Annotated in this window: 14 protein-coding genes; 4 read left to right on the top strand and 10 right to left on the bottom strand. The window is 39.7% G+C overall.

The genetic code is table 11. The features are described 5' to 3' along the window. The first annotated feature begins 28 nt into the window (after nt 1-28). Both FAR12_RS11060 and FAR12_RS23425 read left to right on the top strand, forming a co-directional pair. Nucleotides 29-214 (top strand): YhzD family protein, encoded by a 186-nt coding sequence (locus FAR12_RS11060; RefSeq protein WP_126408730.1) that lies wholly within the window; start codon nt 29-31, stop codon nt 212-214. A gap of 18 nt (nt 215-232) precedes the next feature. Continuing rightward, nucleotides 233-385: a hypothetical protein gene (locus FAR12_RS23425; protein ID WP_170972173.1), complete on the top strand. Its 153-nt coding sequence runs from the start codon at nt 233-235 to the stop codon at nt 383-385. A 13-nt stretch (nt 386-398) separates the two neighbouring features. Here FAR12_RS23425 and gabT read toward each other — a convergent pair whose 3' ends face one another. From gabT to FAR12_RS11035, 5 genes are read right to left on the bottom strand one after another with little or no spacing between them, the layout of a single operon-like run. Then, nucleotides 399-1,742, bottom strand: coding sequence for a 4-aminobutyrate--2-oxoglutarate transaminase (gene gabT / locus FAR12_RS11055; RefSeq protein WP_126408729.1), 1,344 nt, complete (start codon nt 1,740-1,742; stop codon nt 399-401). Nucleotides 1,743-1,753: 11 nt separating this feature from the next. After that, a complete protein-coding gene (locus FAR12_RS11050; protein ID WP_126408728.1) occupies nt 1,754-3,019 on the bottom strand; it encodes a peptidase in 1,266 nt (421 codons plus the stop codon). Continuing rightward, nucleotides 3,012-3,674: a 3-oxoacid CoA-transferase subunit B gene (locus tag FAR12_RS11045; RefSeq protein ID WP_126408727.1), complete on the bottom strand. Its 663-nt coding sequence runs from the start codon at nt 3,672-3,674 to the stop codon at nt 3,012-3,014. The genes FAR12_RS11050 and FAR12_RS11045 overlap by 8 nt, the downstream gene beginning before the upstream one ends. Further along, on the bottom strand, nt 3,659-4,336 hold the full coding sequence (locus tag FAR12_RS11040) for a CoA transferase subunit A (protein ID WP_126408726.1): 678 nt from the start codon (nt 4,334-4,336) through the stop codon (nt 3,659-3,661). Before FAR12_RS11040 ends, FAR12_RS11045 begins: the two co-directional genes overlap by 16 nt. Continuing rightward, nucleotides 4,314-5,681: an aspartate aminotransferase family protein gene (locus FAR12_RS11035; RefSeq protein WP_126408725.1), complete on the bottom strand. Its 1,368-nt coding sequence runs from the start codon at nt 5,679-5,681 to the stop codon at nt 4,314-4,316. Before FAR12_RS11035 ends, FAR12_RS11040 begins: the two co-directional genes overlap by 23 nt. A 137-nt stretch (nt 5,682-5,818) precedes the next feature. Here FAR12_RS11035 and FAR12_RS11030 point away from each other — a divergent pair, with 137 nt between their 5' ends. After that, nucleotides 5,819-6,988 (top strand): PucR family transcriptional regulator, encoded by a 1,170-nt coding sequence (locus tag FAR12_RS11030; RefSeq protein WP_126408724.1) that lies wholly within the window; start codon nt 5,819-5,821, stop codon nt 6,986-6,988. A 44-nt stretch (nt 6,989-7,032) separates the two neighbouring features. Here FAR12_RS11030 and FAR12_RS11025 read toward each other — a convergent pair whose 3' ends face one another. Beyond that, nucleotides 7,033-7,824, bottom strand: a complete 792-nt coding sequence (locus FAR12_RS11025) for an enoyl-CoA hydratase (protein WP_126408723.1) — start codon at nt 7,822-7,824, stop codon at nt 7,033-7,035. A 310-nt stretch (nt 7,825-8,134) separates the two neighbouring features. On the opposite strand from FAR12_RS11025, the gene FAR12_RS11020 reads away from it, so the two are divergent. Next, nucleotides 8,135-9,364, top strand: a complete 1,230-nt coding sequence (locus FAR12_RS11020; RefSeq protein WP_126408722.1) for an MFS transporter — start codon at nt 8,135-8,137, stop codon at nt 9,362-9,364. A 61-nt stretch (nt 9,365-9,425) separates the two neighbouring features. On the opposite strand, the gene FAR12_RS11015 is transcribed toward FAR12_RS11020, so the two are convergent. The 4 genes from FAR12_RS11015 to FAR12_RS11000 form a co-directional block, all read right to left on the bottom strand. Beyond that, nucleotides 9,426-10,331 (bottom strand): TraB/GumN family protein, encoded by a 906-nt coding sequence (locus FAR12_RS11015; protein ID WP_126408721.1) that lies wholly within the window; start codon nt 10,329-10,331, stop codon nt 9,426-9,428. An 84-nt stretch (nt 10,332-10,415) separates the two neighbouring features. Continuing rightward, complete coding sequence (locus tag FAR12_RS11010) at nt 10,416-11,204, bottom strand: helix-turn-helix domain-containing protein (RefSeq protein ID WP_126408720.1); 789 nt, start codon at nt 11,202-11,204, stop codon at nt 10,416-10,418. A gap of 243 nt (nt 11,205-11,447) precedes the next feature. After that, complete coding sequence (locus FAR12_RS11005; protein ID WP_170972178.1) at nt 11,448-13,058, bottom strand: long-chain fatty acid--CoA ligase; 1,611 nt, start codon at nt 13,056-13,058, stop codon at nt 11,448-11,450. Nucleotides 13,059-13,188: 130 nt separating this feature from the next. Next, entirely contained in the window at nt 13,189-14,700 is a 1,512-nt protein-coding gene (locus tag FAR12_RS11000) for a coproporphyrinogen III oxidase (RefSeq protein ID WP_126408718.1), read from the bottom strand. Nucleotides 14,701-14,824 lie beyond the last annotated feature (124 nt).

Here is a 14,824-nt window from a genome sequence, read left to right as displayed (position 1 = left end):
TTTACGAACAAAAGGGGATTTTTTGCGAATGAAAACATATAAACTGACTGTTTTCGAACCGAATGGGGAAAAAGTAATCGACGAGACTTTCGAAGCGACTGACGACAATCAAGCAAAAGAAATTGGAGAAAAGCTACTTGAGGAAAAAGGAGCTTTGAACAAAACACATCGATGCACATCTTCTAGCGGCAAATTGATCTTATTTCACATGTAAATGACAGGAAGTGGTTCAATGCATCCCTTGTTACAGGGTATTTTAGGTGCCGTAGGAGCATGGCTCGTTTTCGGTTTGATTTTTAAGGACTTTGGGACCGATTCACTGTTCCCGCTAATAATCGGCCTCATCATTGGTTTTAATGCTGGGAAACGGTATGAAAGGGACTGAAAAAATCAGTCCCTTAAATTTGTTCAAGCATTACTTCTTTTAATACAGATAAGCCTTCGTGCAACTGTTCATCCGTAATCACTAGCGGGCTTAATATTCGAATGATATTCCCATACAAGCCAGCACTCATTAAAACTAATCCTCGCTTATGACACTCCGCTAAAATTTTTCCTGTTAACTCTTTATCTGGTTCTTTCCCTGACTTCGTCTTTACTATTTCGATTGAGGTCATCGCTCCTAATGTGCGAACCTCGCCGATAAATGGAACCTTTTCTTGAAACTCTTTGAAAAAGTTTACAACAGTTTCACCAATATGATTGGCTCGCTCTGGTAATTTTTGTTCTTCCATTATTTTTATAACCTCTAACGCAGCCACACATCCAAGAGGACTTCCTCCATATGTTCCACCAATCTCGCCAACATTTGGTGCGTCCATAATTTCAGCTCTACCTGTAACAGCGCTAATCGGGAGACCTGCCGCAATCGACTTTGACATCGACATCAAATCGGGCACTACATCAAAATGCTCCATCGCAAACATTTTTCCAGTTCGTCCGAAGCCTGTTTGGACTTCGTCAGCAATAAAGAGAATGCCATTTTCCTCACAAATCCTTTTTACCTTTTGGACAAAGGTTTTCGAAGGAATCACAAATCCCCCCTCACCTTGTACAGGCTCCATTATGACAGCAGCTACTTCCTCTGCAGGTACCTCACTTAAGAAAAATGTTTGGAACTCCCTAATGATTTGCTCGTCAACATCTTCACGTGTCATTCCTTCCGGTGCACGATAATAATATGGATAAGGCATTTTATAAGTATCTGGCGCAAATGGGCCAAACCCGTATTTATAAGGCTTTACCTTGCTCGTCAATGACATCGCCATATACGTTCTACCATGAAATCCTCGCTCAAATGATATAATCGCTTTTCTTCCTGTATACTTACGTGCTATTTTAATCGCATTTTCAACCGCCTCTGCCCCACTACTAAGGAAAAATGTTTTCTTTTTATGGGTGCCAGGAGTAATCTCATTTAATTTTTCTGCTAGTTTAATATAAGGCTCATACATCAACACATGGAAAGACGGATGCAAGTATTTATCGATTTGCTCCTTTAGTGCTGCTACAACATTAGGCGGACAATGACCAGCATTTAACGAACCGATTGCACCCGCAAAATCGATCAATGTATTTCCATCTATATCCGTCACGAGTGCGCCTTCTGCTTTTTCTATAAAGGCAGGAACCGTGTTAAACGGACCACGCGGAACATGTTCCTCTCTTCTCTTCAGTAGCTCTACCGATTTTGGACCAGGAATTGCCGTCTTTAAGTCGATGGACTTCTGTTTAATCGTCATTAGGGAACCTCCTATTCTATTTCGCACCAATCTAGTAATGTAAGTGCAATTATCTCCGCTACGATAAACACTTTATCGAGCTCAATATATTCATTTGAAAAATGAGCCATTTCCGTCACTCCAGGACCAAAGACAACAGAAGGCGTATTCCCGACATTCGTTAATAATCCACCGTCTGTCCCCCAAGGCGAAGCTTCAATAATCGGTTCCTCTTTTAAAACATCTTTATAATTTGAACTGAGTGTTTGCATAAGCTCATGTTCGATATCGATTGCACCTGGTAGCCATCTCGCTCCAAACCACTCTAATATTGGAGGATGTGTTTCAAACCAAGGATCTATTTCTTTTAACCGATCTATCCATTTTTCCATCTCCTCTTTGGCTTCATCCAATGTCTCTTCCGGTGAAACGCCCATACGGCCCTCAATTTGAACTAAATCGGCAACAGAGGATGGCCAGTCTCCTCCCGAAATTTTGCCCATATTGATTGGAAAAGGAATCGGAATATTTTCATACAGCGGATCAGTCACTCGCTCATTCCGAACTTTTTCCAACTGCAAAATATGCTCAACCACAGTCATACTTTTTTCAATCGCACTCACACCTTCATAGCGAGTTCCACCGTGCGCAGATTGACCTTTCACATGAATTCGGAACCACATCGAGCCTTGTTGCTTCGGAAAAATCTTCATATTTGTTGGTTCAGGGATAAGTGCTGCATCAGCCTTGTATCCTCTTAAAATCGTCGCTAATGTGCCTGCTCCGCCACTTTCCTCTTCTATTACACTTTGAAAAATAATGTCACCTTTTAACTGAACTCCAAGTGCTTGAATGGCTTGGATTGCTAAGAGCAGAGAAACATTGCCACCCTTCATATCCGTCGTTCCTCGCCCATACATCTTTCCGTCGATGATTTTGCCACTGTAAGGATAGGCGTCCCATTTATCTAAATCCCCTTCTGGGACAACATCGATATGCCCATTGAGGATGATCGACCGTCCTTCTCCACTTCCTTTTAAGACACCAACTACATTCGGACTGCCTGTGAACTCACTTCTAGAAGAAGCAAAATATGGACTTCTCGCCAACTCCTTTCCATCTGGTTCCCACACATCTACTTCTAGCCCCATACGTTTAAGCTCAACAATTACAAGTTCTTGAACATTTCTCTCCATCCCTTGGGTACTTCTGGCCTGGACAAGATCTCGCAAGAGCTGAATTCCTCTCTCTCGATTTTCTGCAAGCCATTGGTTAATTTGTTCCTTAATCTCAGTCAAATGCGTTCCCCTCCATTCGAATCGTTAATGGAGCTCCTGTACTTTTGACCACTTCTTCTACCGTGTAAGGCTCCATCACTTCTCTTAAAATAAATCCGTCTCCTCCAACCTCAATCACTGCCATATCGGTAATAATCAAATCCACACAGTTTTTCGCAGTCAAAGGCAACGTACATTCCTTTAAAATTTTCGGTTCTCCATTTTTATTGACATGACTCATTAACACAATGACCTTTTTCGCTTTTTCCGCAAGCTCCATCCCACCGCCAATGCCAGGTACTCGTTTGCCTGGGATGACCCAATTGGCCAAGTCCCCTTTTTCACTCACCTCAAGACCACCAAGAATCGTAATATCTAGGTAACCACCACGAATCATGCCAAAGGCTGTAGAACTGTCAAAATAAGAGGCACCCGGAAGTATCGTGACTGGAAATCCTCCAGCATTACAAAGCATTGCATCTTCTTCTCCTTTTTCAGGTGACCCTCCCATCCCAAGAATGCCATTTTCAGCGTGAAACATGACGCGAATATCCGGAGAAAGATGATTGGAAACAAGAGAAGGAATACCAATACCTAAATTCACAATCATGCCATCCTTGATTTCTTTGGCAGCCCGACTTGCAATACGATTTCGAATATCTACTCCCATGCCCATTTCCAGTCCACCCCCTTGCTTTGAACAATGAAATCGACGTAAATTCCAGGTGTGATGATTGACTCTGGGTCGAGTTCTCCAACCTCTACAATTTCTTCCGCTTCAGCAATCGTAATTTTTCCAGCAGTTGCAACCACAGGGTTTGTATTTCGAGCACTTTTGTCATAAATGAGATTTCCATAGTTGTCGGCTTTTTTTGCATGAACAATGGCTACATCTGCTTGGAGAGGCGTTTCAACCAAGAACTCTTTTCCACCAACCAGCACCTTTTGCTTTCCTTTTTCAATCATGCTTCCTAACCCGATATCAGAAAGAATCCCTCCAAGGCCAGCTCCACCAGCGCGAATTCTTTCAGCTAGTATCCCTTGAGGGCAGAATTCAACCTCCAGCTTGCCTTCAACCATTAGCTTTCCAGCGATCGGATTAGAACCAATATGGGTCGTAATGAGCTTCTTCGCTCGTTCACGACTAACAATTTTTCCAATGCCGATTTCAGGAAAGCCTGCGTCATTTCCAATTAAGATGAGGTCCTTCACGCCTTTTTCCAGAATTCCATTTATTAATGTCGGGGGATTCCCAACACCGCCAAAACCACCATACATTAAGACACATTCATCTGTAATATAAGAAAGAACTTTTTCAAGTGAGGCTACCTTCGTCATGCTGCACCTCCTTGTTTTTTTGAATATCTGTTATCGTTTCTTTAAAAAGCTCGACTAACTGATCGATCTCTTCTTTTTTAATCGTTAATGGAGGAGCAATAATGACGGCATCTCCGTCTCCACCCTCCACTCCTGCTGAAGCCGGATAGATTAATAGACCTTTATCTCTTGCCGCCAATACAATCAAATTGGTTAAATCGAGGTTTTTAGGAAAAGGGGTTTTGCTCAAACGATCGGAAACAAATTCTACCCCAACCATCAAGCCCTTTCCGCGAACGTCGCCAATAATCGAAAAATACTCAGCCAATTTTTGAAGCTCAGCAAGTAAATAAGCCCCTTTTTCTTCTGCTTCATTTACTAAATTATGCTTTTCAATATACTCTAGAACAGCGAGGGAAACTGCAGCAGACTGAGGATTAGCGCTATAGGTGTGACCGCTCATAACAATCTTGGATCCTTGTAAAATAGGAGCCAGTACCTTCTCACTTGCAAGAGTAGCCGCAATCGGTGTATAGCCAGCACTCATCCCTTTTCCAAGGGCGATAATATCAGGCACGACACCCCAATGCTCCATAGCGAGGGTCTTTCCAGTTCTCCCAATTCCAGTCATAACCTCATCAGCTATAAAAAGGATTTCGTTCTCTTCACAAATCTCTTTGATTCGCTCATAATACCCGTCTGGTGGAACGATCACTGCTCCAGCTGCCCCAATAATTGGTTCAGCAATAAAAGCAGCGATATGATCGGAACCAATTCTTTGAATGGCAGCGTCCAGTTCTGACGCGCATTTGAGCTGACAGCTTGGATAGGTAAGATTAAATGGACATCGGTAGCAATAAGGTGCTGGAATGGTTGGTAGGTCATCTAATAAGGAAACAAAGCGACGTCTTCTTTCTGAATGGCCTGATAAGGATAGAGCCCCCATCGTAATGCCATGGTAACTAGTCCATCTGGAGATTACTTTATTTTTCGTTGGTCTGCCTTGCTCCTGCCAATGCTGAATCGCGATTTTCATTGCCGTTTCCGTCGCTTCAGAACCGCTATTTACGAAAAAAGAGCTGTAATGACCATCTTTAATAAAATCAATTTCGCTCAACTTTCGTGCCAGGTCCTCGGCTTCCTTTGTTGTAAATTGGGAACGGTAAACGAAGGAAATCCTTTCGGCCTGCTTAGTCATTGCTTCAATGATTTCAGGAACAGCATGACCAATACTGGCTGTTACAGCCCCTGAAGAACCATCAAGATAGGCTTTTCCGTTTTCATCATAAATATAGATACCCTTTCCGTATACAGCAGTTGGATAGTGACTTGCTAACATCGGCTTAATCAAATAGGAGTGTTCCACGCCGCTCCCCCCTGAATGTGTATTGTTATGTTTATCTTATGGGAGGGAAAAGATAATTTGAATACGACAAATCCATGTAAAATATCAATCTTTTATTATACAATGTGTATAAATAGCCCTTATTAGGAGGGAATACAATGAGCATTACAGTCCATGAAGCTATAAATTTACCAGTCATGAAATCTACCAAGCTCTTAGCAGGAACTACTGGACTTCATAATCAAATTAATTGGGTGACAATCGTCGAGGTGATCGAGGATATCAATCGTTTTCAGGATGGAGAGTTTTTGATCACCACAGGTTACGGGCTCAACGAAAACAGCTTACACTTTCAAAAACTTCTCACGCTGAAAAGGCTCTCTGGTATTGCCATTTATAGCGGTTTTTATTTAAAAGAAATCCCCCAAATCTTCTTAGAGCTTGCCAACAAACATCACTTACCTCTCATCGAGCTACCAACAGAACTTAACTTTTCAACAGTCACCAAAAGCATTCTTCAGGAAATTTTACATAAACAAATGGAGACGACGTTTCTAGAAGATCTAATCAACAACTACGTTCATTCCTCTGCCATTCTTCACGAACGAGGAAAAAAATTAGGAATTAATCTTTCACTAAATCAAGTAGTGCTGCAAATAAAACTAGATAATGAGTTTAGTCAGGAACATTTAGACCTTCTCTACCACCATTTTTTCCGAATGATGGAGCAAAAAGAGCGTCAATTTTTGCTTCGAACTGGATTAGATGGATTGACTCTTCTTACAGAAGTACATTCTGAAAAGAGAAAAAGTTTGAAACAGGACAGCCTAGATTTGGCGGAGGAATTTTTGCAAACATGGAAGGAAAAGCAGCCTCAAATTTCGATCTTAATTGGAGTGGGAAAATCATATGACACTCCTAACCAATTAAGTGAAAGTGCAAAAGAAGCGAAATACGCAGTTGATCTCGCAAGCCTTTTATCATCAAAAAAGGAAATTATCCACTATGATGATTTGGCCACCTTTCATTTATTACTTCAAATGAAGGAATTGGGCATTAGTCTCAAGCAGTTTTACGAGGAGCAAATTGGAGAACTACTCACGAATAATAAGGGCATTGATTACATTCAGACTTTAGAGGTTTATTTTCAGCAAAATCTAAATCTCCAAACGACTGCAGCGAAACTCTTTATTCATCGTCACACGCTAAAATATCGATTACAGCAAATCGAAAATCGTTTCGGCTTAAACATTCGCTCTGTAGACGAAAGATTGAAGTTACAATTGGCTATTGCCGCTTATAAGCTAGAGAAATATTTTAATAGTTAATACAAAAAGGTCCGTATTCTCCTCGAATACGGACCTTCTTAAACTTATTTCCCAATATATTTAGGCTTTCTCTTTTCTAAAAAGGCAGCGATGCCTTCTTTATGATCCTTCGTTTGTCTCATCGCAAACTGCCCATGCTTTTCAAGCTCAAGAAGTTTCAAAAGCTGTGGACGATTCTTTTCAGCATAAATCTTTTTTGTCTTTATCATTGCTTTCACTGGCTTCCCTAACCACTCTTCTATCTTCGCCTGGAGGGATTCCTTGTAATTCTCAGATACCTCATGAATCAACTTCATATTCACAGCCTCTTCGGCTGACAACACTTTACCTTCCCAGATAAGCTGCTTGGCACGGTCTTCTCCAAGCCGTTTTTCCAGGAAGAAGTGGGCTCCACCATCTGGAATCAGACCAATTCCGATAAAATTCATTGCTAGTTTACTATTTTTATCTGCAAGTATGTAGTCTGTTGCGAGCGCAATACTTAACCCCAATCCCGCTGCAGCACCTGAAATCGCACTAATCGTTAGCATTGGCAAGTTATGAAGTGTGACCATCAGCTCACTTATACTATCCATAACTACATAGAAATCGTTTTCATTTGCATTCTCACTCAGCATTGTCTTAATGTCTCCACCTGAAGAAAACGCACGCTCATTCCCTGTCAGGACAACAATATCAATTTCATCAGAATTGCTTATCTCCTTAAGACAACAACTTAGCTCTTTAATCATTTCTACATTAATCGAATTCAAGCTTTCTGGGCGATTCAATTGAATCGTGGCAACTCGTCCATCTACGTCGACTTTCACTGTATTTGTCAGGAATTCAATTGTCATATTCATTCCCCTCCCCTTTGTCTTCAACTCCATTATAAGGGTAATTATAAGAATGTATAAGCGTTTTCTCAAAAATTTTTAGAATTCATTTATTTTTCTAATAAAATCCCTGGTTATTCTTGAAAGAACCCACAGATTTTTTAGAATCTTATGATAGAATTCATATAAAGTTATTCTTTTTATAAGATTGAGAACTTTTTTTCAGAATTTCACAAAGACACTGCAATCTTTCACCTGGGCTTAGTCATTGTTAAGCTAAAGAAGAGTTGAATATTTATAACGTTGCTAAATGGGCAACAGAGGAGACCACATGAAATTAAGGGAACATACAAGCTTTGTTCGATTTTGGTTTGCATCAACAACTTCAAACTTTGGTACATATATTACGACTGTTGCGCTCCAAGTCATTGTGATAGTGAATATGGGGGGCAGTGCAATTGATGTTGGCTGGGTTTCAGCGTCTAGATGGCTCCCTTATGTACTGCTTGGATTAATTGCTGGGGTTATAATTGATCTTTTTCATCGGAAGGCGATCATGGTCATAACTGATATAGGTCGTGGAATTCTACTTTCTTTCATTTGTTTAATGGCTTACACAGAAGTACTCAGTATTGGTTGGCTAATGTTCCTACTTGTACTCTTTGGTACAATGTCTCTTTTCAATGATGCTGCTAGTCAGTCCTTTGTTCCGCAATTAGTTCCACGCACCTTATTAACACGCGCAAACGCAAGACTAGAGCAAAGCGCAGCTGTTGCAGAAACTAGCGGTCCGGCGATTGGAGGTGTCCTCACACAAATACTCAGTGCTCCATTTGCCCTTTTAGTAGATGCTGTTACGTATTTAATCTCAGGAATTTTCATTGCTTCAGTCAAACACCAACCCACAGAAAAAGTGAAAAATGGTCCACTTGGATATCAAATCAAGGAAGGTTTGCATTGGATATACAGACACCAACACCTAGGTACTCTTGCTTTAAACACTCATACTTGGTTTCTCTTCCACAGCATGACAACGACAGTGTTCGTATCCTTCGTTTTGACCGAAATTGGTTTTGATGCCGCACTTCTTGGAATTGTACTCGGAGCCGCTGGTGTAGGTGCCGTCGCTGGTACATCTCTATCGGTTCGAATTGGCGAACACTTTGGGGCTGGACGTGCGATATCTTTTTCCAGAAATCTCTATGGTCCAGCTGTTGTTCTGATTGCTCTAGCTCCAGCAGCAATCGACTCCAATCCGCAAAACATTGCTTTCCTTCTAGTGATTGTTGGGCAGTTCCTTTATGGCTTTGCAATGGGAATCGAAGGTCCTCTTGAAATGGCTTATCGGCAATTTGTCACTCCATCACATCTTCAAGGTCGAATGAATGCCACACTTCGTTCTATCAATCGTAGCTTTGTGGTAATTGGCGCTCCACTAGGTGGTTTAATAGCGGACCAGCTTGGTTCACGAACGGCATTATCGGTTTCGTTAATTGGGCTTACTTTATGCGGACTTTGGTTTAGCTTTTCACCGATGCGACATGCTCAAATAGCGGATTAAGAAAACTAAAAACAGACTCTGAATACAGGTAGTGGAAAGAATCTAATTTCACTTAATACAGTTAGAGTCTAGTTATCTTATAACCTTGCTGTTCCAATTGGTGAATAATCCCTCGTTCTCCAATTACATGTCCTGCCCCTACGGCAATAAAATAAGTATCTCCGCTGGCAATGTATTCTTTGGCTAATTCAGTCATCCTATCATTACGATCAAATAAAAACGCTTCATAATACCCTTGTTCTCTATTATTATCATTTTTTGGGTACGTGGCATCAATAATTGACTCTATATCACCCTCTAAGACAAATTGGGATGCTTTTTCATAACTAGAAACACTATCTTGAAGTGGTAATAAATTCTTAAGTAAAAATTCAGTATAAGATTTATTAAACTCTTGCATTAGATCAACATGAAATTTAGCTCCTTCCATTTCGACTATCTCTTTATTTTCATGTTTTGCCTTGTCTAGAAAATAATAATCGATTCCATACGTAAGGCTATGACCCAATTTGGATAGAGTTGCTGTTAACATCAACGATTGAATCGTATAGGCATTATAATTTATCAAATTATCATAGCTCATCGTAAGTCCACCAACGGTTTCAGGATAAGTATCACTTACTTTTTTTAAATAAGTTAATGCGTCTTCACTAACATTCAAATCTTTTATTGCATTAGCTTTCATATCCATTACAGCATTTTCTGTACTAGTAACATCGTATTCAACAGCTAAATAATCACTTTCATCAAAAGCAGATTCAATTTCTTCTCTAAATGGGTATCTTTCAACTTCACCAGCATGGATCGTACCTAATACATAAAGATGCTGCCCTCTTTCATTTTCAACTTTATAAGCGATTAGTTTATGATCTGATGGGGTGTTTCCATATTTGCTATTAATTGAGCAACCAGCAAGTAAGAAAAACAAGATTGATAGTAATAACAATTTTTTAAATGATCTAGACATTATTCTTCCTCTCCATTTTTAATGTTATTTTAAATAGCATTTTCCCACATTGATTTTGATAATTCGACTCCTGTAATAAGCTGTTTATATATGCTCATTAGATTCTAAGCCATGCATTATTTCATATAGTGTTTTTTCACTCATAATTGCTTGAGTAACTTTATTTTTATCTGTTACGGTTATTTTCTTTTTTTCAAAATAGGATATCGCTTGGGGTAAGTAAGGAAGAAGATTATCATATAAATTTAAATCTTTAATGGAACCATTTTTTTGACAGAGCCGAATATATAAGTAATCTGGATTAATATCCATTGGACCATTTCTAGATTTTTTTTCGTATATCACAGAGATCGAAAGAATCGCATTGAAGGGGATTGTTGTTTCGTAAGATATTTCCTTACCAAATAGAATCATAGATGAGTATTTGATTTTATCTATATATCTGGGAAATTGCTGATATACTATTCCCGTTTTTGTAATAATCCAATATGGCTCAATAAAAGTAGGTAACATTATGAATAAATAAATACTAATTGCTATTAAAAGGGACAAAAAAGGTGTTAGTAAATCAAGTGTGATAAGGATAAAACCATAAAAAATTGTCAAAAGGAAACCCATATAGAGCATAAATTTCTTAGTGATTTTCTTTCCCACTATAAAGGGTTTCGGGAAGTATACTGCTCCTCTAATTAACTCATCTAAAGAAATATCATACAAATCACTTAATGAAATCAAGTTATATACGTCTGGAATGCTGTTACCATTTTCCCACTTTGAAACAGCCTGTCGTGAGACGGTTAATTTCTTTGCTAGTTCTTCTTGTGTGAAATTATTTTTTTCACGGTATGACTTCAGCAATTCTTGTAGTGGCATTTTGATTTTCTCCCTTCTGCTTATTTGTTTAAAAATACCATATTTTTCATTTTTTTGTTAAGCAACTATTAGTTGCTATGTGTTTTATTTTCAAAAATTTGAATAAATATGGACTAATTAAAGGGAACTGAGGAACTTAATTAAGCTATTAGAAAATTGTCAGATTTAATGGTTGATTCTTATCCTCAATAAACAAAGTGCCTGGGTTAATCCAAGCACTTTGTTTTCGGTCTATTTTTTTGGTTAATTCTTTTGTAGCTCATCCTGCACCTGATCTCTCAACGCACGCTTCAAAAACTTCCCGACTGACGTTTTCGGAATTTCATCCATAAATAGAATGTCGTCTGGTAGCCACCATTTGGCAAATTGAGGTGCTAAAAATTCGAGCAATTCTTCTTTTGTCACCTGCTTATTCTCTTTTAACACAACACAAGCAATCGGGCGCTCCTGCCATTGTTCATGCGGTACAGCCACAACCGCTGCCTCAAAGACAGCTTCGTGTGCCATTAACGCGTTTTCAAGATCAATCGATGAAATCCATTCTCCACCACTCTTAATTAAATCCTTTGTTCGATCGACAATATTAAGAAATCCTTCTTTATCTATGGTGACAACATCCCCTGTGTACAACCAACCATCTTGGAAAGCATCTGCTGTTCTTTCATCCTTGTAATATTCGGAGGCAATCCATGGTCCACGGATAAGAAGCTCGCCCATTTCCTTTCCATCCCAAGCCACTTCTCCGTTTTGTCCAATAATCTTAATCTCTAGGCCTGGAACCAAAATTCCTTGCTTCGCTCGGAGATTAAGCCGTTCTTCATAGGACAACTCTTCCTGATAGCTTTTTAATGTAGAAACAACCACGAGTGGACTTGTCTCAGTCATGCCATAGCCATGCATAAACGGTATATTGTATTTCTGCTCAAATGCTCGAATAACAAATTTAGGAGCAGCTGAACCGCCGCAAAGAACTGCTCGCAAGCTACTAATATCGTATTCTTTTTCTTCTAGTTCCTTTAGTAGACCTAACCAAATCGTAGGAACGCCAGCGGAAAAAGTTACTTTCTCCTCTTCAATTAGCTCTGCCAATATTTTCGGGGTAAAATATGGTCCAGGCATAACAAGCGTAGTTCCGAACCACACACCTGCAAATGGCAGCCCCCATGCATTCGCATGGAACATCGGAACAATCGCCATCGCGATATCCTTCTCACTTAATCCAATACTATCCGCCATTCCAAGAGCCATACTGTGCAAAACATTACTTCTGTGCGTATAGACAACGCCCTTTGGATTTCCCGTAGTTGCTGAGGTATAGCACATTCCTGCCGGTTCATTTTCATCAATATCATCTGGATACTCATAGTCATTGCTTCCGCTCGCAATTAACTGTTCATAATGATAGACAGGTGAAAGGCTTGTTTCTGGAAGCTCGTCTTCATCCGTCATGATGACGAATGCTTTGACCGATGTTAGTTCATCTTTGCATCTTTCAATGAGTGGAATAAGATCTGCGTCAATAAGTAGAATTTTATCTTCTGCGTGATTAATAATGTAGGAGATATGCTGAGGTGCTAAACGAATGTTGATTGTGTGGATGACCGCGCCACTACAAGGGATGGCAAGATAGGCTTCGAGATGGCGATGGGTGTTCCAGGCAAGGGTTCCAACCTTGTCACCTCTTTCCACGCCGAGCTTTTGCAGGCTGTCTGCTAAACGTCGGGTTCTTTCTGCAATTTCTTTGTAGGTGAGCCGTACAATTCCTTTCGATGTCCGTGAAATCACTTGCTTCTTTGGAAAAAATTTCTCTGCTCGTTTAATCATTTGTGTCATAGTTAAAGGTGTTTGCATCATCATTTTTTTCGTCCTCCCTTCAATTAGAAACCGTTTTCATTTAGGTGCCTGTAAAATATTATGTATGACCTCTTAAAACATTCTACTTTCGTAGGGAAAATCCTTTCTATTTCAAAAATAAAACCCTTGCTTATTTTGCAAGGGCACTGTTCTTATAAATATCATTCAGGATGCTAATTTTTTTGTTTGTATACTCTTCAAAGCTGTCGTTATACGTTTTCGGATCCTTTGGATTAGCAAAGTGCATAATTTTTCCGTCTTGGTCGATAAACTTACTTGCAGCCCCACAACCAAGTCCAATAATCGTTTGCTGCTCCTCCATAATCATAATGTTGTAGATGCTTTCTTGATTCGGAAGAGAATAACCGACATTTTCAAGGTTTCCTAAAATATTCTTCTGTCTGTACAAGTAATACGGTGCATATCCGTGTTCCTTCGTCCACTTTTCCCCTAAGTCCATCATCTCGATGATTTCTTCTCTACTCGCAACCTTATAACGATCTTTATTTCTCGTCATTTCAGAAGCACGTTTAAAGGACAAGGTATGAATCGTTAGTGACTCAGGCATTAGCTTCTCAGTTTCATCAAGAGAATGCTGGAATTCTGCAACTCCCTCTCCAGGCAAACCAATGATTAAATCCATATTGATATTATTCATTTCCATCTGTCTTGCAAGATGGAATTTCTCAATTGTTTCCTCCACGGTATGATGACGCCCAATCGCCTTTAATGTTTCTTGTGTATATGATTGTGGGTTAACACTGATGCGGTCAATATTCCATTTCTTCAAAACTTCCAGCTTCTCTGGAGTAATCGTGTCTGGTCTTCCCGCTTCCACTGTTACTTCTCGTATATTTTTCACGTCTGGAAACGACGTGTACATTTCTTCATACAACATATCCATTTCTTCCGCTGTGATACTCGTCGGAGTCCCTCCACCATAGTAGACAGTTGTGATCTTCACATCATTTTCCTTCAGCCATTCCCCAATTTTTCTCATTTCAAAGTGAAGACCGCCAAGAAATGAATTGACCGAGCCCTGTCTACCATTGATGGCATAGGCTGGGAACGTACAATACGCACATTTTGTAGGACAAAAAGGAATCCCAATATAAATGCTTACTTCATTTTGAAGATCGTACAGGTCAGGAACAACAGCCAATTGGCGATCGACGATATCCTGCATTAATTGAATTTTTTCATCAGTAATTAAATAATCAGTCTTCAGCTTTTTATGAGCCTCTTCTTTTGTAAGTCCCTCTTGAAGAGACTTATGCAATAATTTTGTTGGGCGAATTCCTGTTAAAATCCCCCATTTTTGCACCATTTTTGTGTAATCTTGAAGCACAGATAAATACACATGGGCTACGGTATTTTTGATGACTTTAAACTGTTCTTTTTCCGTTGCCTCTCGGGGCATTTCTTTATCATATTGAGCTTGAAAGGTTTGACCATCCGCATGTTGTAAAGTAGCCTGTACCTCTACCTGGTGTCCAACCTTTAATTCAAAATCAATAACGAAATCAGGTTCGCCTGATACTTTTTCCAAAGAGACGCTCGTCTCTTCAAAGAATAAATTGGCGATTAACTGTAGTGGCCTAGCAAAGCGCTCATCTTTGAGGCCCTTTATATGAATATACAACGTATTGCTCTCTCCTTTTTACGTACGCAAAATTACTTTAAGTGTACAATTCGAAGCAGATAAGGTCAATTCGGAAAAACTCACCAAAAAAGCAAGCTAAGGGGACTGGCCCCCAAGCTTGCTT

The sequence above is a fragment of the Bacillus yapensis genome, from assembly GCF_005280205.1.
Classification (GTDB): domain Bacteria; phylum Bacillota; class Bacilli; order Bacillales; family Cytobacillaceae; genus Robertmurraya; species Robertmurraya yapensis.
The sequence above is the reverse complement of the archived record's forward strand: the minus strand, read 5'-3'. Positions and strand labels throughout refer to the sequence as shown.

Coding starts and splice junctions, on each gene's coding strand:
- FAR12_RS11060 (WP_126408730.1), top strand. CDS start 29: ATGAAAACATATAAACTGACTGTTTTCGAACCGAATGGGGAAAAAGTA.
- FAR12_RS11025 (WP_126408723.1), bottom strand. CDS start 7,824: ATGACAATTGAATTCCTGACAAATACAGTGAAAGTCGACGTAGATGGA.
- FAR12_RS11040 (WP_126408726.1), bottom strand. CDS start 4,336: ATGACGAAGGTAGCCTCACTTGAAAAAGTTCTTTCTTATATTACAGAT.
- FAR12_RS11005 (WP_170972178.1), bottom strand. CDS start 13,058: ATGATGCAAACACCTTTAACTATGACACAAATGATTAAACGAGCAGAG.
- FAR12_RS23425 (WP_170972173.1), top strand. CDS start 233: ATGCATCCCTTGTTACAGGGTATTTTAGGTGCCGTAGGAGCATGGCTC.
- FAR12_RS11045 (WP_126408727.1), bottom strand. CDS start 3,674: ATGGGCATGGGAGTAGATATTCGAAATCGTATTGCAAGTCGGGCTGCC.
- gabT (WP_126408729.1), bottom strand. CDS start 1,742: ATGACGATTAAACAGAAGTCCATCGACTTAAAGACGGCAATTCCTGGT.
- FAR12_RS11010 (WP_126408720.1), bottom strand. CDS start 11,204: ATGCCACTACAAGAATTGCTGAAGTCATACCGTGAAAAAAATAATTTC.
- FAR12_RS11020 (WP_126408722.1), top strand. CDS start 8,135: ATGAAATTAAGGGAACATACAAGCTTTGTTCGATTTTGGTTTGCATCA.
- FAR12_RS11030 (WP_126408724.1), top strand. CDS start 5,819: ATGAGCATTACAGTCCATGAAGCTATAAATTTACCAGTCATGAAATCT.
- FAR12_RS11015 (WP_126408721.1), bottom strand. CDS start 10,331: ATGTCTAGATCATTTAAAAAATTGTTATTACTATCAATCTTGTTTTTC.